This window comes from Ferrovibrio sp., assembly GCF_041906005.1.
Classification (GTDB): domain Bacteria; phylum Pseudomonadota; class Alphaproteobacteria; order Ferrovibrionales; family Ferrovibrionaceae; genus Ferrovibrio.
The window spans coordinates 830,500-855,287 of record NZ_JAYRJY010000001.1 but is presented as its reverse complement, the minus strand read 5'-3'; the positions used below and the strand labels follow the sequence as shown (position 1 = coordinate 855,287).

The 24,788-nt window shown below is 64.4% G+C and carries 22 protein-coding genes; 9 read left to right on the top strand and 13 right to left on the bottom strand.

Annotated features, from left to right (window positions below; translation table 11 throughout):
• Nucleotide 1: 1 nt before the first annotated feature.
• Nucleotides 2–1,426: an FAD-binding oxidoreductase gene (locus ACE3OO_RS04210; protein ID WP_374300052.1), complete on the bottom strand. Its 1,425-nt coding sequence runs from the start codon at nucleotides 1,424–1,426 to the stop codon at nucleotides 2–4.
• A 26-nt stretch (nucleotides 1,427–1,452) separates the two neighbouring features.
• Complete coding sequence (locus ACE3OO_RS04205; RefSeq protein WP_374300050.1) at nucleotides 1,453–2,388, bottom strand: L-threonylcarbamoyladenylate synthase; 936 nt, start codon at nucleotides 2,386–2,388, stop codon at nucleotides 1,453–1,455.
• 99 nt (nucleotides 2,389–2,487) lie between these two features.
• Here ACE3OO_RS04205 and ACE3OO_RS04200 point away from each other — a divergent pair, with 99 nt between their 5' ends.
• The 5 genes from ACE3OO_RS04200 to ACE3OO_RS04180 all read left to right on the top strand — a co-directional run bounded on the left by ACE3OO_RS04200 (nucleotide 2,488) and on the right by ACE3OO_RS04180 (nucleotide 7,091).
• The gene (locus ACE3OO_RS04200) at nucleotides 2,488–4,281 is read left to right on the top strand and encodes an acyl-CoA dehydrogenase (protein WP_374300048.1); all 1,794 of its coding nucleotides are present in this window, start codon (nucleotides 2,488–2,490) and stop codon (nucleotides 4,279–4,281) included.
• 158 nt (nucleotides 4,282–4,439) lie between these two features.
• Nucleotides 4,440–5,564, top strand: a complete 1,125-nt coding sequence (locus ACE3OO_RS04195; RefSeq protein ID WP_374300045.1) for an MBL fold metallo-hydrolase — start codon at nucleotides 4,440–4,442, stop codon at nucleotides 5,562–5,564.
• Nucleotides 5,565–5,586: 22 nt separating this feature from the next.
• The gene (locus ACE3OO_RS04190; protein ID WP_374300043.1) at nucleotides 5,587–6,429 is read left to right on the top strand and encodes an SDR family oxidoreductase; all 843 of its coding nucleotides are present in this window, start codon (nucleotides 5,587–5,589) and stop codon (nucleotides 6,427–6,429) included.
• Nucleotides 6,430–6,526: 97 nt separating this feature from the next.
• Nucleotides 6,527–6,844, top strand: a complete 318-nt coding sequence (locus ACE3OO_RS04185) for a BON domain-containing protein (protein ID WP_374300041.1) — start codon at nucleotides 6,527–6,529, stop codon at nucleotides 6,842–6,844.
• 88 nt (nucleotides 6,845–6,932) lie between these two features.
• The gene (locus ACE3OO_RS04180) at nucleotides 6,933–7,091 is read left to right on the top strand and encodes a DUF3309 family protein (protein ID WP_374300039.1); all 159 of its coding nucleotides are present in this window, start codon (nucleotides 6,933–6,935) and stop codon (nucleotides 7,089–7,091) included.
• A 9-nt stretch (nucleotides 7,092–7,100) separates the two neighbouring features.
• Here the strand turns inward: ACE3OO_RS04180 and ACE3OO_RS04175 are convergent, their stop codons facing one another.
• From ACE3OO_RS04175 to ACE3OO_RS04155, 5 genes are all read right to left on the bottom strand, one after another.
• The gene (locus ACE3OO_RS04175; RefSeq protein ID WP_374300037.1) at nucleotides 7,101–7,400 is read right to left on the bottom strand and encodes a chorismate mutase; all 300 of its coding nucleotides are present in this window, start codon (nucleotides 7,398–7,400) and stop codon (nucleotides 7,101–7,103) included.
• A gap of 200 nt (nucleotides 7,401–7,600) precedes the next feature.
• Entirely contained in the window at nucleotides 7,601–8,260 is a 660-nt protein-coding gene (locus ACE3OO_RS04170) for an OmpW family protein (protein ID WP_374300034.1), read from the bottom strand.
• Between the two features lie 178 nt (nucleotides 8,261–8,438).
• On the bottom strand, nucleotides 8,439–8,930 hold the full coding sequence (locus tag ACE3OO_RS04165) for a hypothetical protein (RefSeq protein ID WP_374300032.1): 492 nt from the start codon (nucleotides 8,928–8,930) through the stop codon (nucleotides 8,439–8,441).
• Nucleotides 8,931–9,125: 195 nt separating this feature from the next.
• Entirely contained in the window at nucleotides 9,126–10,340 is a 1,215-nt protein-coding gene (gene hemA, locus ACE3OO_RS04160) for a 5-aminolevulinate synthase (RefSeq protein ID WP_374300030.1), read from the bottom strand.
• A gap of 200 nt (nucleotides 10,341–10,540) precedes the next feature.
• Nucleotides 10,541–11,176, bottom strand: a complete 636-nt coding sequence (locus ACE3OO_RS04155; protein ID WP_374300028.1) for a flavin reductase family protein — start codon at nucleotides 11,174–11,176, stop codon at nucleotides 10,541–10,543.
• Nucleotides 11,177–11,251: 75 nt separating this feature from the next.
• Between ACE3OO_RS04155 and ACE3OO_RS04150 the strand changes: the two genes are divergently transcribed.
• Nucleotides 11,252–11,794, top strand: coding sequence for a response regulator (locus ACE3OO_RS04150; protein WP_374300026.1), 543 nt, complete (start codon nucleotides 11,252–11,254; stop codon nucleotides 11,792–11,794).
• Between the two features lie 3 nt (nucleotides 11,795–11,797).
• Here ACE3OO_RS04150 and ACE3OO_RS04145 read toward each other — a convergent pair whose 3' ends face one another.
• From ACE3OO_RS04145 to ACE3OO_RS04135, 3 genes are all read right to left on the bottom strand, one after another.
• Entirely contained in the window at nucleotides 11,798–12,235 is a 438-nt protein-coding gene (locus tag ACE3OO_RS04145) for an Hpt domain-containing protein (RefSeq protein WP_374300024.1), read from the bottom strand.
• Nucleotides 12,236–12,335: 100 nt separating this feature from the next.
• Entirely contained in the window at nucleotides 12,336–15,473 is a 3,138-nt protein-coding gene (locus ACE3OO_RS04140; protein WP_374300022.1) for an efflux RND transporter permease subunit, read from the bottom strand.
• Nucleotides 15,474–15,498: 25 nt separating this feature from the next.
• Nucleotides 15,499–16,608, bottom strand: a complete 1,110-nt coding sequence (locus tag ACE3OO_RS04135) for an efflux RND transporter periplasmic adaptor subunit (protein ID WP_374300020.1) — start codon at nucleotides 16,606–16,608, stop codon at nucleotides 15,499–15,501.
• Between the two features lie 273 nt (nucleotides 16,609–16,881).
• Here ACE3OO_RS04135 and ACE3OO_RS04130 point away from each other — a divergent pair, with 273 nt between their 5' ends.
• From ACE3OO_RS04130 to ACE3OO_RS04120, 3 genes are all read left to right on the top strand, one after another.
• Nucleotides 16,882–17,811, top strand: a complete 930-nt coding sequence (locus tag ACE3OO_RS04130) for a histone deacetylase family protein (protein WP_374300018.1) — start codon at nucleotides 16,882–16,884, stop codon at nucleotides 17,809–17,811.
• A gap of 138 nt (nucleotides 17,812–17,949) precedes the next feature.
• The gene (gene ettA / locus ACE3OO_RS04125) at nucleotides 17,950–19,632 is read left to right on the top strand and encodes an energy-dependent translational throttle protein EttA (RefSeq protein WP_374300015.1); all 1,683 of its coding nucleotides are present in this window, start codon (nucleotides 17,950–17,952) and stop codon (nucleotides 19,630–19,632) included.
• Between the two features lie 10 nt (nucleotides 19,633–19,642).
• Nucleotides 19,643–21,211 (top strand): methyltransferase domain-containing protein, encoded by a 1,569-nt coding sequence (locus ACE3OO_RS04120; protein WP_374300013.1) that lies wholly within the window; start codon nucleotides 19,643–19,645, stop codon nucleotides 21,209–21,211.
• On the opposite strand, the gene ACE3OO_RS04115 is transcribed toward ACE3OO_RS04120, so the two are convergent.
• From ACE3OO_RS04115 to ACE3OO_RS04105, 3 genes are all read right to left on the bottom strand, one after another.
• On the bottom strand, nucleotides 21,212–22,114 hold the full coding sequence (locus ACE3OO_RS04115; protein WP_374300010.1) for a DMT family transporter: 903 nt from the start codon (nucleotides 22,112–22,114) through the stop codon (nucleotides 21,212–21,214).
• The gene (locus ACE3OO_RS04110) at nucleotides 22,111–23,349 is read right to left on the bottom strand and encodes a CynX/NimT family MFS transporter (protein WP_374300008.1); all 1,239 of its coding nucleotides are present in this window, start codon (nucleotides 23,347–23,349) and stop codon (nucleotides 22,111–22,113) included. Before ACE3OO_RS04110 ends, ACE3OO_RS04115 begins: the two co-directional genes overlap by 4 nt.
• A 107-nt stretch (nucleotides 23,350–23,456) precedes the next feature.
• Nucleotides 23,457–24,485, bottom strand: a complete 1,029-nt coding sequence (locus ACE3OO_RS04105) for an ABC transporter substrate-binding protein (protein ID WP_374300005.1) — start codon at nucleotides 24,483–24,485, stop codon at nucleotides 23,457–23,459.
• Nucleotides 24,486–24,788: the final 303 nt, after the last annotated feature.

Sequence of the window (24,788 nt, the reverse complement as noted above, 5' to 3'; positions counted from 1 at the left end):
GTCAGGGCCGCACGACCTTGCCGGGGTTGAGGATATTGTTCGGATCGAAGGCGCGCTTGATCCGACGCATCATCTCGATCTCGATGGCGGGCTTGTATTGCGTGATCTCATCGATCTTCATGCGGCCGACGCCATGTTCGGCCGAGATCGATCCCTTCATCTCGTGGGCGATGTCGTGCACGATCTGGTGCACCCGGTCCCAGTAGGCCATGAAGTCTTCCGGCTTCCAGCCCACCGGCTGGGACGGATTGAAATGCACGTTGCCGTCACCGATATGGCCAAAGGCGACGATGCGCACGCCGGGGATCAGGTCTTCCACCGCCTTGCTGGCGCGTTCGATGAACAGCGGCATCTGCGAAACCGGTACCGAGATGTCGCATTTGATGCTGCCGCCTTCAGGCTTCTGCGAACTGGACATCGCTTCGCGGATTTTCCAGAAAGCGGCGCGTTGCGCATCCGACTGCGCGATGACGGCATCCAGCACCAGGCCCTTCTCGAAACCCTCCGCCAGTACGGCCTCCATGGTTTCGGCGATGGCGCCGTCGTCGCGGCCCGACGAGAATTCCAGGATCAGGTACCAGGGATGGCGTTCGGCGATGGGGTCGCTGGTGGCCGGCGTGTGGCGCAGCACGTAATCCAGGCCGATGCGCGGCATGATCTCGCAGCCTGTCACCTGTCCGCCGGTGGCGGCCTTGGCCAGGGCCAGCAACTCGATGGCCGCCTGTGGACTGGCTATGGCCGTGAAGGCGGTGGCCATTGCCTTGGGCAGCGGATGCAGTTTCAGCACGGCGGCCGTGATGATGCCCAATGTGCCCTCGCCGCCGATGAACAGGTCGCGCAGGTCATAGCCGGTGTTGTCCTTGCGCAGTCCGCGCAGTCCGTCCCACACCTGGCCGTCGGCCAGCACCACTTCCAGGCCCATCGCCAGTTCGCGGGTATTGCCATAGCGCAGCACGGCATTGCCGCCGGCATTGGTGGACAGATTGCCGCCGATGGTGCAGCTGCCTTCCGAACCGATGGACAGCGGAAACAGCCGCCCGGCCTCGCGCGCGGCCTGCTGCACATTCTGCAGGATGCAGCCGGCTTCCACCGTGATGGTGTCGTTCAATGGATCGAGGGCGCGGATTTTGTTCATGCGCTGCAGCGACAGGACGATCTCGTCGCCGCGATCAAAGGGGATGCCGCCGCCGACCAGGCCGGTATTACCGCCCTGCGGCACCAGTTTGGTCTTCGTCTCGTTTGCCAGTTTCACGATAGCGGCCACTTCCGCCGTGTTGGCCGGCTTGAGCACCAGCGGCGTCGTGCCGGCATAGAGGTCGCGCCATTCGCGCACGTGGAGGGAAAGCGCGTCGGGATCCGAGGTCCAGCCCTTGGGGCCAACGATGGCGCGGAAGCGATCGAGCAGATCGGGAGCGAGAGCGTTCATTCAGTCACCCAATTGAGGCGGCGATTCTAGCGTCCGCGCGCCGCGCGCGTAAGTCTGTCGTTGATGGCCTGGCCCAGGCCGTGACCGGGAATCGGCATCACCGCGATGCCATCAAGGCCGGTTTCATGATCGAGGGCGTGCAGCCCGGCATAGAGATTGGCCGCGGCCTCGGCCAGATCGGCCGACGTGCTGAGCGGCACAACGCGCGCGAAGCCGGGCAGCGGCGGGCCGAAACTGAGCAGCCCTTCCTGTTTGCCCGGCAGCGGCGCGGCAGCCTCCAGCCGCACCGGCAGGCGTGGTGCGTAATGCTTCAGCAGCATGCCGGGCGATTCCAGTTTCGCATCCTTGGGCCGGGCCAAGGGCTTGCCCAGCACGCGCTCGATCTCCTCGGCCGCCAGGCCACCGGGCCGCAGCAGGGTCGGCTCCGGGCCGACCAGGCCGATCACGGTGGATTCCAGGCCGACGGGGCAGGGGCCGCCATCCAGCACGGCGATCTCAGCTCCCAGGCTGTCGCGGACATGCTGTGCCGTGGTGGGCGAGACATGGCCCGAACGGTTGGCCGAGGGTGCCGCGACCGGCCGGCCGACCAGGCGCAGCAATTCGCGCGCCTGGGGATGGGCAGGCATGCGCAGCGCCAGCGATGGCAGGCCGGCGGAGACGGCGGGCGCCACCGGGCAATCGGGACGGCGAGGCAGAACCAGCGTCAATGCGCCCGGCCAGAAGGCCTCGGCCAGCCGGCGCGCGCGGGCATCGACCGTCACCAGCCCGTCCAGTTGCGACAGGTCGGCGATGTGGCAGATCAATGGATTGAAATCCGGCCGGCCCTTGGCAGCATAGATTTTCGCCACTGCCGCCGGGTTGGTGGCGTCGGCGCCCAGCCCGTAGACGGTTTCGGTGGCGAAAGCGACCACCTCGCCGGATTTCAACTTCTCGGCGGCCTCTGAAATCGTTACGTCAACCATGGCCCAAGTTTACGCCGGCGGGCATTGGCCTTGCTAGGCGTTCCAGACCATATTATGCAGCGCGTCACTGTATAGTCGCGCGGTTCAAGGGAGACCGAGATGGAATACGCCGCCCCCCTCAAGGATATGCGTTTCACCCTGGAGCAGATTGCCGGTCTGGCCGAACTGGCCACCCTGCCCGGCCTGGAGAATGCCGAGGGCGAAACCGCTGGCGCCGTACTGGAAGAGGCGGCGAAATTCGCTGCCGGCGTGCTCTCCCCGCTCAACCGCGGCGGCGACAAGGAAGGCGCCAAGCTGGATAACGGCGTGGTGCGCACCGCGCCGGGTTTTGCCGATGCCTACAAGAAATTCGTCGATGGCGGCTGGAACGGCATGCCGTTCTCCGAGGAACTCGGCGGCGGCGGCATGCCCTGGGCGCTGACCATGGCGGCGCAGGAAATGGTGCAGGCGGCCAATCTTTCGTTTTCGCTCTGCCCTTTGCTGACCCAGGGCGCCATCGACGCGATCATGGCGCATGGCACCGATGAGCAGAAGGCGCTGTACCTGCCCAAGATGGTGTCGGGCCAGTGGACCGGCTCGATGAACCTGACCGAGCCGCAGGCGGGTTCGGATGTGGGCGCGCTGAAATCCAAGGCCGTACCGGTGGGCGACGGCACCTACAAGATCAAGGGGATGAAGATCTTCATCACCTATGGCGAACACGACATGGCCGAGAACATCGTGCATCTCGTGCTAGCCCGCCTGCCCGATGCGCCGGCTGGCACCAAGGGCATCTCGCTGTTCATCGTGCCGAAATTCATTCCCGACGCCAACGGCAACCCGGGCAAGCGCAACGATCTGCGCGTCGTGTCGCTGGAACACAAGCTGGGCATCCATGCCAGCCCGACCTGCGTGATGAGCTATGGCGACAATGACGAGTGCGTCGGCTGGCTGCTGGGTGCCGAGAACCAGGGCATGCGCTGCATGTTCACCATGATGAACAATGCGCGCCTGTCCGTGGGCTGCCAGGGCCTGGCGATCGCCGAACGCGCCTATCAGCAGGCGCTGGATTACGCCGAGCAGCGCCGTCAGGGCCGCCATCCCGGCATGAATGCCGAGCAGCATGTGGCGATCATCGAGCATCCGGATGTGCGCCGCACGCTGATGCTGATGCGCAGCCTGACCGAAGCCTGCCGCGGCCTGATCTACCTGAATGCCGCCGCCATCGACCGCGCGCACCATCACCCCGACGATGCGCAGCGCAAGCACTGGAAGGCAATGGTGGAATTGTTCACGCCGCTGTCGAAGGCCTGGGCCACGGATGTTGGCTGCGAAGTGGCATCCATGGGCGTGCAGCTGCATGGCGGCATGGGCTTCATCGAGGAAACCGGCGCCGCCCAGCATTACCGCGATGCCCGCATCCTGCCGATCTACGAAGGCACCAACGGCATCCAGGCCATCGACCTGGTTACGCGCAAACTGCCGCTGAATGGCGGCGAGACGGTGAAGGCATTGTTCGCCGAAATCGGCGGCACGGTGGCCGAGTTGGCCAAGGCCGGGGAAGGTTTTGTCAGCATCCAGGCCAACCTGGATGCGGCATTGAAGTCGCTGGGCAAGGCTTCGCTGTGGATGGGCCAGCAACTGGCCAAGGATCCCAATGCGGCGCTGGCTGGCGCCACGCCCTTCCTGCGCGGCTTTGCCACCACGGTGGGCGGCTGGCTGCTGGCGCGGCAGGCGCTGGCGGCGAAGGCCGAGATCGCGGGTGGCTCCACCGATCCGTATTTCACCGCCAAGATCGTGTCGGCGCGGCTGTTTGCCGAACAGGTGCTGTCCACGGTGGATGGCCTGTGCCGCTCCGCCACCGAAGGCAGTGTGGCGCTGGCCGAAGTGACGCCGGAATTGCTGCGCGCCTAAACCGCAACTTCCGCTGCGTCAGGCGGGGATTAAGGCCGGAGCCGCAAGGTGCCGGCCTTTTTCATGCCAACATGCTGGACTTCGCCGGATTGACGCTTACGTCAACGGGAAACTACAGTTATCCCACATAACAAAAACTCCAGCCCCGCAGGCCAACCTTGGCAGATCCCGCAGACGATTCCATTCCGATGATCGATGGCACGCCGACCCCAGATAGCGGCGCCAGCCTGAAATATCCTTTTGCCAAGGAACCGAATGGCGGCCGGCCGGATGATGGCGCGGTGATGCAGATGCGGCCGGGCGTGTTGTGGCTGCGCATGCCGATTCCGATCCCGGGCCTGGACTACATCAATCTGTGGCTGCTGGAAGACGGCGAGGGCTGGACGCTGGTGGATACCGGCGTTCGGTCGTCCAAGCTGCAGGCGATCTGGGAAGACGTATTCGCCAGGCACCTCAACGGCAAGCCGATCACCCGCATCCTGTGCACCCATTTCCATCCCGATCACCTCGGGTTAGCCGGCTGGCTGCAGCAGAAATTCGCCGCGCCGCTGTGGATGACGCTGGGGGAATGGAGCTTCGGCCGCATGCTGGAGCTGGAACGGCTGCCCGAGGTGCCGGCCGAGGTGATCGCCTTCTACGAACGGCTTGGGTTCAATGCGGTGCAGCTGGACGCGATCAGGGCGCGCGGCTTTGGCAATTTCGCCAAGGCCGTGACGCCGATTCCGCGTGGTTTCCATCGCATAGCCGAGGGCGACATCGTCCGCATCGGCGCCCATGACTGGCAGGTGATCGTCGGCAGCGGCCATTCGCCGGAACATGCCTGCCTGTATTGCCCATCGCTGGACGTGCTGATTTCCGGCGACCAGGTGCTGCCGCGCATCTCGCCGCATATCGGGGTCTATCCCGGCGAACCGGAGGCTGGGCCCCTGACGCAGTATCTCGACTCGTTTGCCAAATTCAGCCACCTGCCGCGCGACATCCTGGTGCTGCCGGCCCATGGCGATCCGTTCATCGGCCTGCATCAGCGCATCGCCATGCTGCAGCGGCATCACGCCACGCGGCTGGATGCCCTGCTGAATGCGCTGGAGCGGCCGCATACGGTGATCGAGACCCTGCCGCTGCTGTTCCGGCGCGACATCAGCGATCACATGACGCTCGCCGCCGGCGAGGCCCTGGCGCATCTGCATCACCTGATGCGCGAGGGCCTGGTGCTACGGCGGCTGAATGCGCAAGGCGTATACGAGTTCCAGCGTTGCGACAGCGTGGATCAGGCGGCGCAATAAACAAGAAAAACGGGAGGGCATCATGACCGAAGTCATCAAGACCGGGTCGCTGAAGGGCAAGACCCTGTTCATCACCGGCGCCAGCCGCGGCATCGGACTGGCGATCGCGCTGCGTGCCGCCAAGGACGGTGCCAACATCGCCATCGCCGCCAAGACCACCGAGCCGCATCCCAAGCTGGCCGGCACGATCTACACGGCGGCCGAAGCCATCGAGCAGGCCGGCGGCCGGGCGCTGCCCATCGTGGTCGATGTGCGCGAGGAAGCGGTGGTGGAAGCTGCCGTGCAGAAAACCGTCGAGACTTTCGGCGGCCTCGACATCCTGGTCAACAATGCTTCGGCCATCTTGCTGACCGGCACGCTGGAAACGCCGATGAAGCGTTACGACCTGATGCACCAGATCAACACGCGCGGCACCTATCTGTGCAGCCAGAAATGCCTGCCGTATTTACTGAAGGCGGAGAACCCGCATATCCTGAACCTGTCGCCGCCGCTGAACATGGAAGAACGCTGGTTCAGTCCGCATGTCGCCTACACGATGGCCAAGTTCGGCATGAGCATGTGTGTGCTGGGCATGGCCGGCGAATTCCGCAAAAAGGGCGTGGCGGTGAACGCGCTGTGGCCGCGCACCGCCATCGATACCGATGCGATGAACGTGATCACCGGGCCGGAACTGCGCAAGAAATGCCGCAAGGTCGAGATCATGGCCGATGCTGCCCATGTGATCCTGACCCGCCCGTCGCGTGACTGCACCGGCAATTTCTTCATCGATGACGAGGTTTTGCGCGGTGCCGGGCTGACGGATCTCGCCCGCTATCGCCACCCGGGCACCTCGGAAACCGACCTGATCCCCGACTTCTTCGTCTGATCGGCGACTGGGGCCGGGAACCAACTCCGGCTGCCCGCGTTTCTGGTTCTGACGGCGTTCCGCAGGGAACGCGCAGACAGGAACGAGGGTTATAAACATGACTACATTTTCCACCATCGCCCGTAGTGCCGTTGTGGTGATGATGCTGGGCGGGGCCGTTGCGGCCTGTTCGTCCACGTCGACCCGGGAATCGACCGGCGAGTATATCGACTCGGCCGCCATCACCACGAAGGTGAAAGCCGAGCTGATCAAGGATCCGGTCACCAAGGCCGGCCAGATCAGCGTCGAGACCTTCCGGGATGTCGTGCAGCTCAGCGGCTTCGTCGATACCGCCCAGGCCAAGACGCGGGCCGAGCAGATCGCCCGCAACGTGCAGGGCGTGCGCAGCGTGCGCAACGACCTTGTGGTGAAGTAGAAACCGCCGCGCGTGAAACCGGGAGCGGCCGGCGGGCAATAAACCCGCCGGCTGTGCCTGTCACTCTCAAATCCGAAAGGATCGAGGCATGGGTCTTGGCACCATACTCCTGATCATCCTGATCATCCTGCTGATCGGCGCGGCGCCGACCTGGCCATATAGCAGCGGCTGGGGCTATTACCCCAGCGGCGGCATCGGCATCCTGCTGATCATCGTGATCGTTCTATTGCTCATGGGCCGGATATAGGCCGGCCGTCTAGCGCGCCGCCTTTGCCTGTTCGGCAATGGCCTCGTGATGATGGATCACCTCGCGCACGATGAAGGCGAGGAATTTTTCCGCAAAATCCGGGTCCAGCTTGGCGGTTTCGGCCAGTTGGCGCAGACGGGCGATCTGGCGCGCCTCGCGGGCGGGGTCGGCCGGGGGCAGTTTCTCGGCCGCCTTCAATCGCCCCACCGCCTGGGTGCATTTGAAACGCTCGGCCAGCAAATGGATCAGGGCGGCATCGATATTGTCGATGCTGTCGCGCAGGCGCTGCAATTCGGGATGGATGGTCATGGCTGATCCTGCCGGCTGGGCGAATTCGGGCCGCCCATGATGCGGACCGGGCCGGGAGGGTCAAGCGGGCCGGCAGGCAAAAAAACGCCCCCGCCAGGAGGCGGAGGCGGCGGGGCGCAGTCCGGACGGCGAGGGTGGATGAACCGCCGGATACGGCCCGAGGGCGGACCGGGCCCGATCGCTCGGGCCCGGATGCCTGATCAGAACTTGTAGCCGACGCCGACGCCGACCACCCAGGGGTCGAGATCGACATCCGCGTTGATCACGGTGCCGGCATTGGTGACCACCTTGACGTCGGTGTTCAGGAAGATTTTCTTCACGTCGGCATTGAAGTACCAGTTGCCGGCGATCTTGTAGTCGAAGCCCGCCTGCAGGGCGACGCCCCAGGCATTGTCGTAATCGACGCTGCGCAGACCGCTGGCAACCTTCTCGTTGTAGAAGACCGCATAGGTGGCGCCGGCGCCGATATAGGGGCTGAAGGCCTGCTTCGGCATGAAGTGATACTGCAGGGTGAGCGTCGGCGGCAGCAGCCACACATTGCCCAGGCCCACATCGCCGCTGCTGCCGTGATCGACCTGCATCTTGTGCTTGGTGGTGGCGGCGATCAGTTCGGCCGCGATATTGTCGGTGAAGAAATACGAGAAATCCAATTCGCCGGTGAAGGCGTTGCTGGCATCGACGCTGCCGCCGATGACGGTCACCGTGGAATCTTCATCGGGCAGCAGGCCGATGATGCGGCCGCGCACCATGATGTCGCCGGCGGACTTGCCGTCCTGGGCGAAAGCTTCCGTGGGGATCATGCCGAACAGCAGAAGGGCTGCGCCTGCTGCCGCTGCGAAAGTGTTTCCGATACGCATCATGCGCTCCATTGTCATTTGTCCGCACCGCCATACCCGGACGGTACTTGTCCTGCGCGTCCGGGGAGGGACATCGCGGCCGCATCATGACAATCGAGGGTCAGCCGGCGTTGATCGAGATCAAACGAATCCGCCTTAAGATCAATGCCTGCGGCAACTTGGCACAGGCATACGCGGGCATTCAGCCGACGTAGAAATCGACGCTGTAGGCGGAAAAGCCGGTCTCTTCGTTGCCCGGGCCGACGGCAATCACCGTGACGTCGTTGCGGATCGCCAGGCCGGGCAAATAGGCCAGCAGATAGGCATGGGCCTGGGCCGCGATGGCCGGTCCGTCGAAGGCGATTCCCAGGGCGATCATGCGACAATCCAGGCAATAGCCAGCTTTCATGTAATCGTGCACCGATGCCATGTCGTTGAACAGGATGCCGGCGTTATGCTCCTTGGCGGCCTGGCGAATCTGATCGGTGGTCATGTCCTGGCCATCGATGCGCAGAGGGCGGTTCAGAGCCTGGAAATAGGTCCAGGCCACCATCAGGGCAGCCTTGGTCTTGCCGCCACCGGCCGGGCCGGAGAAGTAAACGAATTGCGGCACAGCCAGCCGTTCCCGCAGGATCTGGAGCTGGGGGGCGGAAAAGCCGAAATCCGTGAGCGAGCGGAAAATCTGTTGCGACATCGCGGCCTGATGGCAGAGGATTGGAATGATCTAAAAACTACTACAAGTAGTTATCGGGCATCCATCGTTCATGCCATACAGAAATGCCGCAAACAGATAAAAAATTGGAAACAGAACGGGAAATATACAAGGCCGCCTTCCTCAGGCGGCAGCCAGGCGGGCTGGCGCGAGACGGCGGCCGGTTTTTCGAATTCCTCAGGCCGCCTTCCGGCTGAGACCCAGGCGCTGCCAGACATCCAGCAGGGCGGCGGTCAGGGCCTGCATCATCGCATCGGTATGCACCGGGGTGGGCGTGATGCGCAGCCGCTCGGTGCCGCGCGGCACCGTCGGATAATTGATCGGCTGGATGTAGATGCCGTGATCGGCCAGCAGCATATCCGAGGCAGCCTTGCACAGGGCGGGATCGCCGACCATGACCGGCACGATATGGCTCTGGTTCACCAGCACTGGCAGGCCGGCGTTCAGCAGCATCCGGCGCAATGTGGCCGCGCGTTCCTGGTGGCGGGTGCGCTCGACCTGGCTCTGTTTGAGATGGCGCACGCTGGCGCTCGCGGCGGCGGCGATCGCCGGCGGCATGGCGGTGGAGAAGATGAAGGCCGGTGCATAGGAGCGCACGGCGTCGATCATGGTCTTTGAGCCGGCGATATAGCCGCCGACCACACCGAATGCCTTGCCCAGGGTGCCCTGGATGATGTGCAGGCGATGCATGGCATCGTCACGGTCGGCGATGCCGCCACCACGGTTGCCATACAGGCCGACAGCATGCACCTCGTCCAGATAGGTCATGGCGCCGTATTTGTCGGCCAGGTCGCAAATGGCATGGATCGGCGCGATGTCGCCATCCATCGAATAAACGCTTTCGAAGGCGATCAGCTTCGGCCGATCCGGCGGCAGGCCCTTGAGCAACTCTTCCAGGTGAGCCACGTCGTTATGGCGGAAGATGTGACGCTCGCAGCCGGACTGCCGGATGCCCTCGATCATCGAATTGTGGTTGTCGGCATCCGAAAGGATGATGCAGTCAGGCAGCAGCTTGGCCAGCGTGGACAGCGAGGTCTGGTTGGCGATGTAGCCCGACATGAAAGCCAGCGCGGCCTGCTTGCCGTGCAGGTCGGCCAGTTCAGCTTCCAGTTCGACCACGGCGTGGCTGTTGCCGGAAATATTGCGGGTGCCGCCGGCGCCGGCGCCGAACTGGGCGGCGGCTTGTTGCATCGCCTGGATCACGGCCGGGTGCTGGCCCATGCCGAGATAGTCGTTTGAGCACCAGATGGTGAGCTTGGCGGGGCCGATGCCGCTGAAATTGTCGGCAACCGGAAAGCTGCCGCAATTGCGAGCCAGTTCCGTGAATACCCGATAGCGCTTTTCCGCGCGCAACTTGTCGACCGCCTGGCCGAAGAGGGCTTCGTAATCCATGGGGCTGTACTGCCTGGTCGGGCCGGTCGGCAATTTGCCTCCGGCGTGAAAATCCTGTGCTGGTGCCGGATATTAGCGCCCCCGGCGCCGGGCTGGCTAGAGGGGCACGTGTGCCCTGGCCGCGACGAGGGGTCGCAGGGCCGTTTGCCGTCCGGACCAGCCCTTTATGCGGGTGGATGCTGCAATGCAGCGTTGGCCATTCAGGCCGTTGGGCGGCGCATGCGGAACAGGGTTTCCGGCGTGGCCTCGAAATAATCGGCCATATATCCACCCCGCATGATCGGCCGCGCGGCGGCCGTATCGAACAGGCCATCGCGGATGAAGGCTCGTGCGATATGCACGCCAACCACCTGACCGATCACCATCCAGGCATCCAGGGCGCGGCCCTGCAGGTCATGCTGGCGCAGGATCTGCAGCAACCTGCATTCCAGGGCGGCAGGACTGCCGGCAACGCGTGGCGGCCGGATTTGCCGGCAGGGTGCCGGCGTCAGGCCGGCCAGTTCGAATTCGTCGATGCCTCGGGCCACCGGAGCCGAAGTGCGGTTCATTGCCTCGGCCAAAGGCCGCGTTGCGAGACTGGTGGCGAATTCGCCGGTCGCCTCGATATTGGCGATGCTGTCTTTCCAGTCGCTGCTGCCAAAGGCGATGATCGGCGGCTTGTCGTGAAAGGCGTTGAAGTAGCTGTAAGGGGCAAGATTCACCCGCCCGTCGCGGTCGCAGGATGATATCCAGCCGATCGGCCGTGGCCCGACGATGGCCTTGAACGGGTCATGGGCCAGGCCGTGGCCGTGCGCCGGTTCGTAATAATGGACATCGTCGAGATTCGTTGAGGGCATTTTCCTGCTCCGCTGACCTGTAGTAACAAAGGGCGAAGTTGCCGCACTGTAAAGGCTGCGGTGCGGAGATATGCGATGCCCTACGATCTGAGCCGCCTGGATCTGCTGCTTGTTGAAGCGGATTCCAGCATGCAGGCCACCTGGCGCAGCCTGTTCGGCAGCCTTGGCATACGGCCGCCGACTTGCGTGCCCGGCATTGCGCAGGCCTGGGCTGCGCTGGCGGATCGTCCCGCGGAAACGTCAACAGGCAACAAAATCGATGCCCTGATCTGCCGGTGGGAATTACCGGGGCCGGATGGGGACGGCGGGGATGGCGGTATCGCCCTTGCACGCAGAATACGGCAGGACCCGGCTTCGCCGAACCCGTTCCTGCCGATCATCGTCGCCACGTCCACGGTGACGCGCGAACGGGTGCGAGCGGCGCTGGATGCCGGCGTGAACGAAATTCTGGTGCTGCCACCCTCGGCCAAGGCGCTGGAGGCGCGGCTGCGTGAAATCATCGAGCGGCCACGGAAATTCGTGCGGGGCGAAAACTATTTCGGACCCGACCGGCGGCGTCAGGTGCGCGGCGACTATGCCGGACCGTTCCGTCGCGGCGATGACAAAAGGAAGCGCTGAGCCTCAGGCGAGGCTTTTGGCCGCCGCCGAACGCAATGCGTCGAGGATTTCCGCGCCGATCTCGCCGGCCTGACCCTGGATGCGATTGTCGACCACGGTGCGCAGGGCGGCAACATGGGCGGCGATGATTTCAAGATCGACCGCCTTGCGCTTGCTCGCCTCATCGACATAGCGGCACAGAAGCTGCCCGATATCGGTTACCAGCTGATACCCAAAGGTGCTGCCCTGTCCCTTGATGTCATGCGCCACGTCATAGACGGCACGCCACTTCCCCGCATCCTTGTCGTCGCCAATGGCGGCGATAGCGGCATCGAGGCGTTTCAGGTCGTCATTGACCCAGCCGATATATTGTTCCGACAGGCCGGCCACGGCCGCCTGTGCATTGGCAACGGCCGTGCCGAAAGCGATCGACTCGGAGGTCTCAGGGTTGTCTTTGGTCATGACGGTGTCTGCACGGCAGAAAAGAATGGGCCAACGCCCATTTGATCCTGCCGGGCAGGGCTGCGTCTAGGTTATCAAGCGGTAACCTCGGGGCCGGCGGCTACTCGGCGGCATCCGGTTTGCCGACATCCACATCGGGTCGCTTTTCCAGTTCGCTCAGCTTGCGGGCGATGAAGCCGGCAGGCTTGGTGAACCGGGCCAGCAGGATATACAGCACCGGCACAACGAACAGGCTGAGCAGGGTGGCGAATGTCATGCCGCCGACGATCACCCAGCCCAGCGCCGAACGCGACTCGGCGCCGGCCCCGCTGGCCGCAGCCAGCGGCACGGCGCCGAAAATGGTGGCGATGGTGGTCATCAGGATGGGGCGCAACCGGACGGTGGATGCGTTGGTGACGGCATCAAAGATGCTTTGACCTTCATCGCGCAACTGATTGGCGAACTCGACGATCAGGATTGCATTCTTTGCGATCAGGCCGATCAGCATGATAATGCCGATCTGGCTGTAGACATTCAGCGTCTGCCCGGCCAGCAGCAAGGCCCCGAGGGCGCCGGTCACCGCCAGCGGCACCGAGAAGATGATGATGGTGGGATGGATCCAGCTTTCGAACTGCGCGGCCAGCACCAGGAACACCACGATCAGCGCGAGGGCGAAAGTAAGGTAGATCGCGGCCGATGAATCCTTGAACTCGCGGCTTTGACCGGCATAGGAGATGCGCGCCTCGGGCGGCAGGACCTCGGCCGCTGTCCGGTCGAGGAATTCCAGGGCCTGGCCGAGGGTATAGCCTGGAGCCAGCGAGGCCGTGATGGTGACCGAGCGCAGGCGGTCGGTGCGGTTCAGTTCGCGCGCATTGGCCCCTTCCTTGATGGTGACCAGGCTGGCGAGCGGCACCAGCTTGCCGTTCGCGCCGCCGGCGCGGACATAAATGTTGTTCAGGTCGCTGGGCGTGACGCGTTGCTCGACGGGGGCCTGTACCAGCACCTTGTACTGCTTGCCTTCACGCTGGAAATTGGTGACCTCGCGCGAGCCCAGCATGGTTTCCAGCGTACGGCCGATCGTCTCCACCGGCACGCCGAGGTCGGCGGCGCGGTCGCGGTTGATGTTGACCTGGATTTCCGGCCGGCTCGGCTTGTAGCTCTTGTCGACGTTCAGCAGGCTGGGGTTCTGCAAAGCGCGTTCCAGTACGCGTTCGGCCCACTCATCCAGCACCGGATAGGTCGGGCCACCGATCACGAACTGAACTGGCGCCTGGCTGCCGGGCAGGCCGAGGCTGGGTGGGTTGATGGCAAAGGCGCGGACGCCAGTAATCGACAGCAGCTTTGGGAATACCTCCTTCACCAGTTCCTGCTGTTTCACGTTACGGTCGGACCAGTCCTTGAGCCGGACCACCATGAAGGCCGAGTTGACCGGTGAGGGGCGGCCGCCCCAGGCGGGCGCGATAAAGGACTGAACCACGGAGGCGTCGCCGCGCTCGACGTACGGACGCAGGACTTCCTCGACCTTGATGATGTTGTTGCGCGTGTATTCGTAACTGGAACCCTCGGGACCGGTGACCGAGACGAAGAAAACGCCGCGATCCTCGGTGGGCGCAAATTCGCGCGGCAGGGCGAGGAACATCAGGTAAGCGGCGACCGACACCACGCCGCCGAGCACCAGCACCAGTACCGGGGCGCCGAGCGCGCGGCGCAGCAGCCAGCCGTAGCTGTTGGACATGCCAACGAAGAACTTCTCGGTGACGTGATAGAACCAGCCCTCGTCCTTTGCCTCGTGCAGCAGTTTCGAGCACATCATCGGTGTCAGCGTCAGGGCGACGAAGCCGGAGAACAGCACTGAAGCGGCCACCGAAATGCCGAATTCGCGGAACAGGCGGCCGGTATTGCCTTCCATCAGCGAGATCGGCACGAACACGGCGATCAGCACGACCGTGGTGGCGATGACGGCGAAGCCGATCTGGCGCGCGCCGCGCAACGATGCCAGCAGAGGCGGCTCGCCCAGTTCGATGCGGCGATGGATGTTTTCCAGCACCACGATGGCGTCATCGACCACCAGGCCGATGGCCAGCACCAGCGCCAGCAGGGTCAGCACGTTTATGGAATAACCCAACGCGCCAATGATGATGAAGGAACCGATCACCGATACCGGGATCGCCACGGCGGGAATCAGGGTGGCACGCCAGGAGCGCAGGAACAGGAAGATCACGCCGATCACCAGACCCAGGGCCACCATCAAGGCATGGAATACCTCGTAGATCGACTGGCTGATGAATTTCGACTGGTCGTAGCTGATCTCCATGCGCACGCCGGAGGGCAGGCTGCCCTGCAGGCGTTCGACCGCCCGGTTCACGCCATTGGAAATGTCCATGGCGTTGGCCTTGGACTGGCGGATGATGCCCAGGCCGATAGCCGTGGTGCCATTGACGCGCTGCTCGGTGCGGTCGTCCTCGGCGCCGAGTTCGATCTTCGCCACCTCGCCCAGGCGCAGCAGGTAACCATCCTGCTCGCGCAACACGATGTTGCGGAACTGCTGCGCCGTGCGCAGCCCGGATTCGGCGCGCACGGTGAATTCGCGCATGCTGCTTTCCACGCGTCCGGACGGCAACTCGACATTCTGGCGACGGATCGCCTCCTCGACGTCCTGCACGGTAACATTGCGGGCCGCCATGGCCATGCGGTCGAGATAGACGCGCATGGAATAGCGCCGGGCGCCATAGATATTCACCGAGGCCACGCCGTCGATGATGGAAAGCTGGTCCACCAGATAGCGGTCGGCATAGTCGGTCAGTTCCAGCAGGCTGAGCCGGTCGCTGAACATCGAGATGTAGATGATCGGGCGGGCATCGGCCTCGGTCTTGGCGATCACCGGCTGGTCGGCTTCGGCCGGCAGCTTGGTGAGCACACGGGAGACCTTGTCGCGCACGTCGTTGGCTGCCGAGTCGACGTCACGGTTCAGATTGAACTCGATGCTGATCGAGCTGGATTCCTCGCGGCTGGCCGAGGTGATCGAGCGGATGCCCTCGATGCCGGCGACCGAGTCCTCGATGATCTGGGTGATCTTGCTCTCGATGATTTCCGCCGATGCACCGCGATAGATGGTGGTGACGCTGACGGCGGGCGGATCGATGTCGGGATATTCGCGCACGGCCATGCCGCGCAGCGCGAACAGCCCGAAGATGATCAGGATCAGCGCCATGACGGTGGCGAAGACCGGGCGCTTGATCGAAAGATCGGAGAGAACCATGGCGTGCGCTCCGTATGCGGCGGCTTCAGGATGCCGGCTTCGGCGTGGGATTGCCCGACATCGGCGGCGTGGCGGGCCGGACGCGGGCGCCGTCGCGCAGCTGCTGCAGGCCGGTGATGGCCACCTGATCGTCGCCATGCAGGCCGTTGGTGATCTGCGCCAGACCGGGCAGGCGCTGACCGACCGTGACGCGGGTGCGGGTCGCCTTGCCGTCGCGGATCACGAATACGAATTGCTCGCCGCCCTGGGCCAGCAGGGCCTCTTCGGGCACCATGATGGCATCCGGCACCCGGCCGATGCTCAGCGCCACGGTCATGAACATGCCGGGTTTGATCACATCTTCGGGATTGGCGATCGTCGCGCGCACGCGCACGGCGCGGGTGGCAGGATCGATGCGGCTGTCGATGGTGGAAACCGTGCCCTCGAATACGCGGTTCGGCAGGGCGCCGGCCATCGCGGTCACGGTGTTGCCCACGGCCACGCCGCTCAGCACGGTTTCCGGGATTTCGAATTCCAGCTTGATGACGGTGGTGTCGTCCAGCGTGGTGATCACATCGCCGGGTCGCACCAGGGCGCCGAGGCTGACCTTGCGCAGGCCGAGTTTGCCCGCGAACGGCGCGCGGATCACGCTGTCGGAGAATTTCGCCTGTTCGGCGCGCAGGCGGCCATCGGCGGCTTCGTAGGCTTTGCTCAGTTCGTCGACGCGGGCCTGGGCGACGGCCTTGGTCTCGATCAGCTGCTTGGCGCGGTCGTAGGCCAGCCTGGCGGCATCGCGCGCCGCGCGCAGGGCCGAGATGTTGGCCGAGCTTTCCGCGGCATCCAGTTCAACCAGGATGCTGCCGGTTTTCACCTGCTGGCCTTCCTGGAAGTTGATGCGCTCCACCAGGCCGCTGGACTTGGCGGTGATGGTCACGGCTTCGTTGGCCTGCGCGGTGCCAACCGCTTCGATCGTGCGGGTGATATCCATGCGTTTGATCGGCACGATATCGACCGGCAGCGGCGGCGGGCCAGCCTGCCGGCTGGCGGTTACGGTTTCCGACTTGCCAATCAGCGGCAGACTGTCGCGGTATATGAATGCCAGAGCGGCTGCAATCGCAACCGTACCCACCACAAGCACCTGACCCCAAAGCTTCATGTCGTCACGCCACCCTTATTGCAGTATCCCTCGCCCAACGGCTTTGCCGGTCGGCTGACTCCCCCCACGATTCCGCGCATGCACCCCAAACCATGGTGCCACCGGCGACATGCGGTTCGCCGATGGTCCGGCCGGATGGCACTTTATGGCGAGGGCATTGCCGGGATCGTCAGTAACATGATCTATTGTATACGCCTGATGGAGCAAGGTCCTGTCAAATTTGTAATATCAGGCAGGCCGGGAGGAGGCCCAAAGAATGGTCAGGATGCTCGAATGGTAACCGGGCTGTTTTCCCATTCCGCCTGCTTTGCCCACGATACGGGAGAGGGGCATCCGGAATGCCCGGAAAGGCTGCGGGCCGTGCTGGCCCGGCTGGAGGCTGAGGAATTCCTGTATCTGGACCGCCGCGAGGCCCCCCGGGCCACGGCCGAGCAGATTGCCCGCGTTCACCCGGGCGATTTCGTCGATCGGGTGCTGCGGTCGATCCCCACCAATGGCCTGCGTTATGTCGACGGCGACACCGTGGTGTCTCCCGGGTCGGGCGAGGCGGCCCTGCGGGCGGCGGGTGCGGTCTGTGCGGCGGTGGATGCCGTCATGCAGGGAGACCTGCGCAATGCCTTTTGCGCCGTGCGGCCGCCCGGCCATCACGCCGAACCCGACCAGGCGATGGGGTTCTGCCTGTTCAATAACATTGCCATCGGCGCCCAGCATGCCCGGGCGCAATGGGGGCTGCGACGCGTTGCGGTGATCGATTTCGACGTGCATCACGGCAACGGCACGCAGGCTGCCTTTGCCGCCGACGCGGACCTGTTTTACGCCTCCACCCATCAATATCCGCTTTATCCCGGCACCGGCGCGGCGCATGAGAAAGGCGTAGCCGGGAATATCGTGAATGTACCGTTGCGTGCCTTCGCCGGTTCGGCGGATTTCCGCAACGCCGTGGAAAAGGTGCTATTGCCCAAACTGGAAGGATTTGCACCTGAACTCGTGCTGATTTCGGCCGGGTTCGACGCCCATATGAGCGATCCGCTGGCCCAGATGCAGTTGCTGGACCAGGATTATTACTGGATCACCGAGCAACTGCTGAAAGTGGCGGCGAAAACTGCTTCCGGTCGGGTCGTCTCTGCCCTGGAGGGTGGGTATGACCTGAATGCCCTGGCCAGCGCGTCCGCCGCCCATGTCCGGGCCCTGATGGTGGCCTGAGGCCAGAAAAGCGCCGGAAAGCCCGCTGTTTCCGGCTTTCCCCGCAGGCCCGGAATGGCGCCCCGCATTGCGCGGAAGCCCTCGTTTCTATACAACTCGGCCGGATTTTTTCGCGGACTTTCACCGCCGGAGCGTGACATGGCGAGTTATCAGTACATCTACGTGATGAAGGGCCTGGGCAAGACCTATCCGGGCGGCAAGCAGGTCCTGAAGGATATCTGGCTCAGCTTCCTGCCTGGCGCCAAGATCGGCGTGCTTGGCCTGAACGGCGCCGGCAAATCCACGCTGCTGAAGATCATGGCCGGCCTGGACAAGGATTTCACCGGCGAGGCCTGGGCGGCCGAGGGCGTCAAGGTCGGCTACCTGCCGCAGGAGCCGCAGCTCGATCCGAGCAAGGATGTGCTGGGCAACGTGATGGAAGGCGTGGGCGAGACCAAGGCCCTGCTCGATCGTTTCGAGGAAGTCTCCAACAAGTTCGCCGAAGTCACCGACGACGACGAGATGAATGCGCTGATCGCTGAGCAGGCGGAGCTGCAGGAAAAAATCGACGCCGCCAATGCCTGGGATCTGCAGCGCAACGTCGAGATCGCCATGGACGCGCTGCGCTGCCCGGCGGGCGATGCCGATGTGACCAAGCTTTCGGGCGGCGAGAAGCGCCGCGTGGCCTTGTGCCGCCTGCTGCTGTCCAAGCCCGACATGCTGCTGCTCGACGAGCCGACCAACCACCTGGATGCGGAATCGGTGGCCTGGCTCGAGCGCTTCCTGCACGAATACGAAGGCACCGTTGTCGCGATCACCCATGATCGCTATTTCCTCGACAATGTCGCGGGCTGGATCCTTGAACTGGATCGCGGTTCGGGCATTCCGTGGGAGGGCAACTACTCGTCCTGGCTGGAGCAGAAGGAAAAACGCCTGGCCCAGGAAGGCAAGGAAGAGGATTCACGGCGCAAGTCCCTGGCCCAGGAACTGGAATGGGTGCGCCAGAGCCCCCGCGCGCGCCAGGCCAAATCCAAGGCCCGCCTCAAGGCTTATGAGGAGATGTTGGCGCAGCAGAGCGAGAAGGTGGCCGACCAGGTGTCGATCACCATTCCGCCCGGTCCGCGGCTGGGCAACGTGGTGATCGAGGCCGAGCATCTGAGCAAGGGTTTTGGCGACCGCCTGCTGATCGATGACCTGTCGTTCAAGCTGCCGCCCGGCGGCATCGTCGGTATCATCGGCCCCAACGGCGCCGGCAAGACCACCCTGTTCCGCATGCTCACCGGCGGCGAGCAGCCCGATGGCGGCACGCTGCGCGTCGGCGACAGCGTCAAGATGGGATATGTCGACCAGAGCCGCGACAGCCTGAACGACAAGAAGACCGTGTGGGAGGAACTCTCCAACGGCGACGACATGATCCTGCTGGGCAAGCGCGAGGTGCCGAGCCGCGCCTATTGCTCGTGGTTCAACTTCAAGGGTGCCGACCAGCAGAAGAAGGTCGGCATGCTCTCGGGCGGTGAACGCAACCGCCTGCATCTGGCCAAGATGCTGAAATCCGGCGCCAACGTGCTGCTGCTCGACGAACCGACCAACGACCTGGATGTCGACACCATGCGCGCGCTGGAAGAGGCGCTGCTGAATTTCGCCGGCTGCGCCATCGTGATCAGCCACGATCGCTGGTTCCTTGACCGCATCGCCACCCATATCATGGCCTTCGAAGGCGACAGCCATGTGGAATGGTTCGAGGGCAATTTCCAGGACTACGAGGCCGACAAGAAGCGCCGTCTGGGTGCCGATGCCGATCAGCCGCATCGCATCCGCTACAAGCCGCTGACCCGCGGCTGATCATGGCGTCATGAACCGGCGGGAACGGCGCGCGCAGAAAAAAGGCGGCGGGGCTGGTCCGCGCAGGCCGGCTGCGCCTGCCGTCCGCCCGGTTTCGGTTTCCGACATGCTGCTGGGCCTGGGGGGTGTGAAAACCGCTCTGCCGGTGACGGCGCCGCAGCCCGAACAGATCGACCGTGTCCATTCCGCCCTGGCGCAACTGCGCCTGACGGAATCCCTGGCCAACAATCTGGCCCGGTTGCAGCAGGCCCTGAACGCAAACCCTGATTCGGAAAACCTGCTGCATCAGGTGGCGCGGTTGCAGACCCGGCTCGATCGCCGCGCCGATGCCCTGCTGACCTATCGTCGCCTGCTCAGCCTGCGTCCCGATCATGCCGAGGCGCGCCATATGGCGGCCGTGCTGGCCGGCGAGGCGCCGGAGAAGGCGAATGCCGATTACATCGCCGGCCTGTTCGACGCCTTTGCCGATAGTTTCGACGAGAAGCTGGTCGGCTGGCTCGACTACAAGGCGCCGCAGCAGGTGGCCAGCATTGCCGCCAGATTGCTGGAGGGGCGGCTGGCAACGCGGGCCATCGACCTGGGTTGCGGCACTGGCCTGCTGGGTCCCGAGGTGCAGAAGCTTGTGCGTCGCCTGGATGGCATCGATCTGTCGCCGCGGATGGTCGACAAGGCGCACCAGCGCGGCGTGTATGATGAGCTGATCGTTGGCGAGATCGTTGCCGCATTGCTCAAGCGTCCGGCAGCCTACGATCTCGTACTTGCCGCCGATGTGCTGTCCTATTTCGGCGATTTGCGTTCGCTGTTGATCGCTGTGCATGATTGCCTGCAGCCCGGTGGCTTGTTCATCGCCACGGTGGAGAAGGGGGCCGAGGCCCGCTACACGGCGTCGAAGACCGGCCGTTACCAGCATGGCGAAACCTATCTGCGCAAGCGGGCTGCCGAAGCCGGTTTCGATGTGGTCGCGCTGGAAGATGTGGATCTGCGGCAGGAAGAGGGTCGACCGGTGCGCGGTTATGCCTTCGCCCTGCGACTGCTGCCGCCGGCGCCGGTCGATCCGCTTGTCGCGCTATCCACCGACGAATTGCTGGGCGGGCTTGATGCCCCGGCGGCTGCCATTCTGTTGCAGGCTGCCGAACGCATGATCGGCAGCGATTTCGCCGTGGGCTGGGCTGTGGATATCGGTGGCGGCATGGGCCGGCATACCGCTGAGCTGCGCCGCCTGGCGCAGCATCTGGATATGGTCTCCGATGACCCCGAACTCAGTCGTCGCGCATTCGAGGCGGGTGTTTATGACGATTGCGATACCGACGCGATCATCCCCTTCCTGGAAGCGCGGCCGGATCATTACGATCTCATGCTGGCATCGGACCTTCTGGACCGCGAGCGCGACCTGCCGGCGGTGTTCTCGGCCGTGAAAATCGCCCTGGCCCTGGCTGGCGTGTTCATTGCCGTCACCCGCATGCATGGCGAGGATGAACTGCGCGAGATGGCCAAGGCTGAGGGGCTGGTGGTGATCGCCGTCGAGCCGGTCAATCTGCCAGACGGCGCGCCGGCTTTGTGCCTGATCGTCGAGAGCTGATCAGGATTTCCTGCCGCTGCTGATGCGGGTCAGCACAAGGCCGCCGATCACCACGGCGGCACCGGCCAACTGGATGGCCGAGACATGCTCACCCAGGAAGCTGACAGCCGACAGCAAGGCGAAAACCGGGATCAGGTAGGAATAGATCACCGAACGCGCCACACCCAGGCGCGCGATGCCCTCGTACCAGAACAGATAACCCAATGCGCCGGCGAAGATTGCGGTGAACAGGAAGCCGGCCCAGTGCAGGGCGGTCATGGCGGTCCAGTCAATCTCCGTAATGCCGAACAGCATGGCCGGGCTGAGCGCGAGCGCGCCGAACAGCATCGACCAGGCCGAGACATACAATGCCCCCAGTCGCGCCAGGTAGGGCGGTGCAAAAACCGAATAGCAGGCCCAGAAGAAAGCCACGCTCAGGAACAGCAGATCGCCCAGCAGCGAGCCGCCGCCCACCGTGATGGCGGTAATGCTGTTGTTGATGACGAGGAATACGCCGCCGAACGAGATCAGGATGCCGGCCCAGGCAAAGACGGAGGGACGCTGGCCGCGCAAGGTGGAGATCAGCATGGCCCAGATCGGCGATACCGCCACCAGGATCGCGCCTTTCGAGGCAGCCGTCAGCGACAGGGCATTGGTCCACAGCAACTGCATCAGCGTGATGCCGAGCAGGCCGAAACCGATCAGGGGCAGCAGGTCCTGCCTGCGCGGCAGCCGCAGCCCCTCGCGCCAGGCCAGCACCACCATCAGGGTAACGGCCGCAAGCAGGTAGCGCAGCGAGGCATAAACATTGGGCGGCATCACACCCAGGACATATTTCGCCGTGGGGAAGGTGTTGCCCCAGATGATGACGGTAAGCAGCAGATAGGCGTCGCCCCTGTCAAAGCCGTTCTTGCCGAATTTCATGCCGCATGCCTCCGGCGCCGTTCCACCGCGCGCAAGCCCAGGGCCAGCGTCATGCTGAGGAGGCCGGCGGCCAGCAACAGCCAGCGGCCATTTTCCCAGCCGCCGAACCAGGTGACCAGGGCGGCCAGCGCCGGCGGCCCGGCGAAAGAGCCGATATTGAGCAGCTGGATCACCACGCCGTTGACCGTGGCGATCTCGCCCGGGTCGCGCGCTTCAGCCGGCACGCTGGCAAGCACGGCAGACGGCAGCATGCCGCCGAAGCCGCTGGCCGCCATGGCGCAGGCGATCTTGCCTGCCACCGGCATATCGGGGGCGAAGCTGAGCAGGCCGAACACCGCCATCACCATGCCGGCCGTGGCGATCAGCAGCCAGCGCGGCAGGCCGCGATGCATCAAGCCGGCTGCCGCCGTGGTGCCAACAGCGTTGACCAGCACCACCGCGCCAGTGCCCAGGGCAATGGCGGTGTCGTTCAGGGGGCCGGCCTGGTGCAGGTAGGTCGGCATCCAGGTGACGATGGAAAACCATTGCGTCGTATAGCAGGCGAAACATCCGGCGAGCAGCCAGGGGCCCGGGCGCCGCAGAGCCGCCGCGCTGAAACGGCGCGCGCGCGGCTGGGCGATGCCGTCGGTCAGGCGATACAGCACGATGGCGGCCATCAGCAGCAGTCCGGCCATGACAAGCCACAGGCCGCGCCAGTCGAACAGGCTGCCGACCAGCAGGGCTCCCAGCATGCCGAAGGTGACGCCCAGCGGCATGTAGCTGCTCCAGAATCCGAGCGCCAGGTGGCGGTGGTTGGGGCGGCTCGCCATGGTGATCAGGCTGGGCCCGGAAACGACGGTGATCACGAAGCCCAGACCTTCCAGCAGGCGCGCGGCGAGCAGCGGAACAACCGACGTGCTGAAAGCGCCGGCCATACTGCCGATGGCGCCGATGGCAAGCCCCAGTGCCAGGCTGCGGCGTCCGCCGATGCGATCGGACACGAAGCCGGCGGCGATGCCGACCATGCCACCCAGCAGGCTGACTGAAGAGGCCAGCAGTCCGCCTGACACCAGATCGAGCCCGAATTCGGCGCGCAGGGCGTTGAGCAGCGGCGGCAGCTTGCCGATCTGCATCGAAATGATCACGCCGGCCGCCAGTACGGCGGCCACGGCCAGCCAATCGGTGCGGGCCGGAATGGCACCGGACCCGGCCTGGATCTGTGCCGGGGAGATACGGCTGGTTTGCGGAACGGTCATTGTTCTGTGTTGGCGCGACGGCGGACTGGGGAACAGGGCAGCTGGGGAAACAGAAAAGGCGGCGGGTTGCCCCGCCGCCTTCCTGATAGCAGGTTTTCAGCCGTCGATCACGGCATCATGCGCTCGGCCTTGGGCGGCAGGAAGCCTTCCTCGAACAGTTCCGCGGCGGCCGGCGCGCGCGGCAGGCCGACGGCAGATGCCACGGCATCCGAGGAGCGCTGCAGGCGGGCCATGTCGACACCGCCGAAGCCGTTCTCCTTGACCCACTTGGTCAGCACGTTGCGCTCCAGCGACATCTTGAGGCGCTTCATTTCCAGCGCCTCGTCAGTCAGGCCATCACGGGTCTTGGTCGCCTTGATGCCAAGCTCGGGATTGGCGGCGATTTCCTTCCACGCCTTGATGGTGGCTTTCACCACCGCCTTCACGGCCGCCGGGTTCTCCTTGATGAACTTCGGCGAGGCAATGATGGCATTGCCGTAGAAATCCATGCCGGCATCGGCATAGGGGAAGGCCACCACTTCATCGGCCTTCACGCCGATCTTCTCCAGGTCCAGCATCGAGGAGAAATAATGGCCGCTGATGAAATCAACGCTGCCATTCTTCAGGCTGGGTTCGCGCAGGGGCGGCTGCAGGTTGATATGGGTGACCTTGCTCTTGTCGATGCCGACCTTGGCGGCATAGGCGGGGAACAGCTTGAACGAGGCATCGAACACCGGCGCGCCCAGCTTCTTGCCTTCCAGATCCTTCGGGGTCTTGATGCCCGAGGATTTCAGGGCGTAGACGCCGAACGGTGCGGCGTCGTAGCCCATCATCACAGCCTTCACCTGGCTGTCGGGATTCTTCACGTTGTATTCGATCAGGGCGTTGATGTCGGCATAGCCCATCTCATAGGCGCCGGTGGCCACGCGCTGCAGCGCGCCGGCCGAGCCCTGGCCGGCATCGATGGTGATGTCGAGGCCCTCGGCCTTGTAATAGCCCTTCTGCTCGGCCAGCAGGAAAGCGGAGGTCGGCCCCTGGAAGGCCCAGTCGAGGGTGAATTTCAGCTTGGTCTGCGCGGCGGCGGGGCCGGCGGCGCCAAAACCGGCCACGAGCGCCAGGCCGGCAGCGGCATAGGCGATGGAACGAACGAACGTCATGTCAGAGGTCTCCCCGTAAGCGTCATCCTGGCCGATTGTTTGCTCGGTCGGCTCGGCGCAGGCCGGCAAGTCTATGCCGGGGCTTGCACGGCCGCCAAGGGCGAATCGAACACAGGTCCGGGGCAAACTGTATGCAATTCCGGGACCAATTTCCCCGGATCGGCCGGCCGGCGCACCGCAGGGCGGAATCCGGCCATGATCGGCCGTGCTCTGCCAGGGCTGCCCACGGATCGGCCGGGCTGCCTGCTTTTCCGGCAGAAGCGGGCGGAAATGCCGTGGATGCCCGGTTGCGCTGCCCTGACG

Excerpts from the sequence above, each read along its gene's own strand:
- ACE3OO_RS04210 (WP_374300052.1), bottom strand. The coding sequence starts at position 1,426 with ATGAACGCTCTCGCTCCCGATCTGCTCGATCGCTTCCGCGCCATCGTT.
- ACE3OO_RS04205 (WP_374300050.1), bottom strand. The coding sequence starts at position 2,388 with ATGGTTGACGTAACGATTTCAGAGGCCGCCGAGAAGTTGAAATCCGGC.
- ACE3OO_RS04200 (WP_374300048.1), top strand. The coding sequence starts at position 2,488 with ATGGAATACGCCGCCCCCCTCAAGGATATGCGTTTCACCCTGGAGCAG.
- ACE3OO_RS04190 (WP_374300043.1), top strand. The coding sequence starts at position 5,587 with ATGACCGAAGTCATCAAGACCGGGTCGCTGAAGGGCAAGACCCTGTTC.
- ACE3OO_RS04185 (WP_374300041.1), top strand. The coding sequence starts at position 6,527 with ATGACTACATTTTCCACCATCGCCCGTAGTGCCGTTGTGGTGATGATG.
- ACE3OO_RS04180 (WP_374300039.1), top strand. The coding sequence starts at position 6,933 with ATGGGTCTTGGCACCATACTCCTGATCATCCTGATCATCCTGCTGATC.
- ACE3OO_RS04175 (WP_374300037.1), bottom strand. The coding sequence starts at position 7,400 with ATGACCATCCATCCCGAATTGCAGCGCCTGCGCGACAGCATCGACAAT.
- ACE3OO_RS04170 (WP_374300034.1), bottom strand. The coding sequence starts at position 8,260 with ATGATGCGTATCGGAAACACTTTCGCAGCGGCAGCAGGCGCAGCCCTT.
- ACE3OO_RS04165 (WP_374300032.1), bottom strand. The coding sequence starts at position 8,930 with ATGTCGCAACAGATTTTCCGCTCGCTCACGGATTTCGGCTTTTCCGCC.
- hemA (WP_374300030.1), bottom strand. The coding sequence starts at position 10,340 with ATGGATTACGAAGCCCTCTTCGGCCAGGCGGTCGACAAGTTGCGCGCG.
- ACE3OO_RS04155 (WP_374300028.1), bottom strand. The coding sequence starts at position 11,176 with ATGCCCTCAACGAATCTCGACGATGTCCATTATTACGAACCGGCGCAC.
- ACE3OO_RS04150 (WP_374300026.1), top strand. The coding sequence starts at position 11,252 with ATGCCCTACGATCTGAGCCGCCTGGATCTGCTGCTTGTTGAAGCGGAT.
- ACE3OO_RS04145 (WP_374300024.1), bottom strand. The coding sequence starts at position 12,235 with ATGACCAAAGACAACCCTGAGACCTCCGAGTCGATCGCTTTCGGCACG.
- ACE3OO_RS04140 (WP_374300022.1), bottom strand. The coding sequence starts at position 15,473 with ATGGTTCTCTCCGATCTTTCGATCAAGCGCCCGGTCTTCGCCACCGTC.
- ACE3OO_RS04135 (WP_374300020.1), bottom strand. The coding sequence starts at position 16,608 with ATGAAGCTTTGGGGTCAGGTGCTTGTGGTGGGTACGGTTGCGATTGCA.
- ACE3OO_RS04130 (WP_374300018.1), top strand. The coding sequence starts at position 16,882 with ATGGTAACCGGGCTGTTTTCCCATTCCGCCTGCTTTGCCCACGATACG.
- ettA (WP_374300015.1), top strand. The coding sequence starts at position 17,950 with ATGGCGAGTTATCAGTACATCTACGTGATGAAGGGCCTGGGCAAGACC.
- ACE3OO_RS04120 (WP_374300013.1), top strand. The coding sequence starts at position 19,643 with ATGAACCGGCGGGAACGGCGCGCGCAGAAAAAAGGCGGCGGGGCTGGT.
- ACE3OO_RS04115 (WP_374300010.1), bottom strand. The coding sequence starts at position 22,114 with ATGAAATTCGGCAAGAACGGCTTTGACAGGGGCGACGCCTATCTGCTG.
- ACE3OO_RS04110 (WP_374300008.1), bottom strand. The coding sequence starts at position 23,349 with ATGACCGTTCCGCAAACCAGCCGTATCTCCCCGGCACAGATCCAGGCC.
- ACE3OO_RS04105 (WP_374300005.1), bottom strand. The coding sequence starts at position 24,485 with ATGACGTTCGTTCGTTCCATCGCCTATGCCGCTGCCGGCCTGGCGCTC.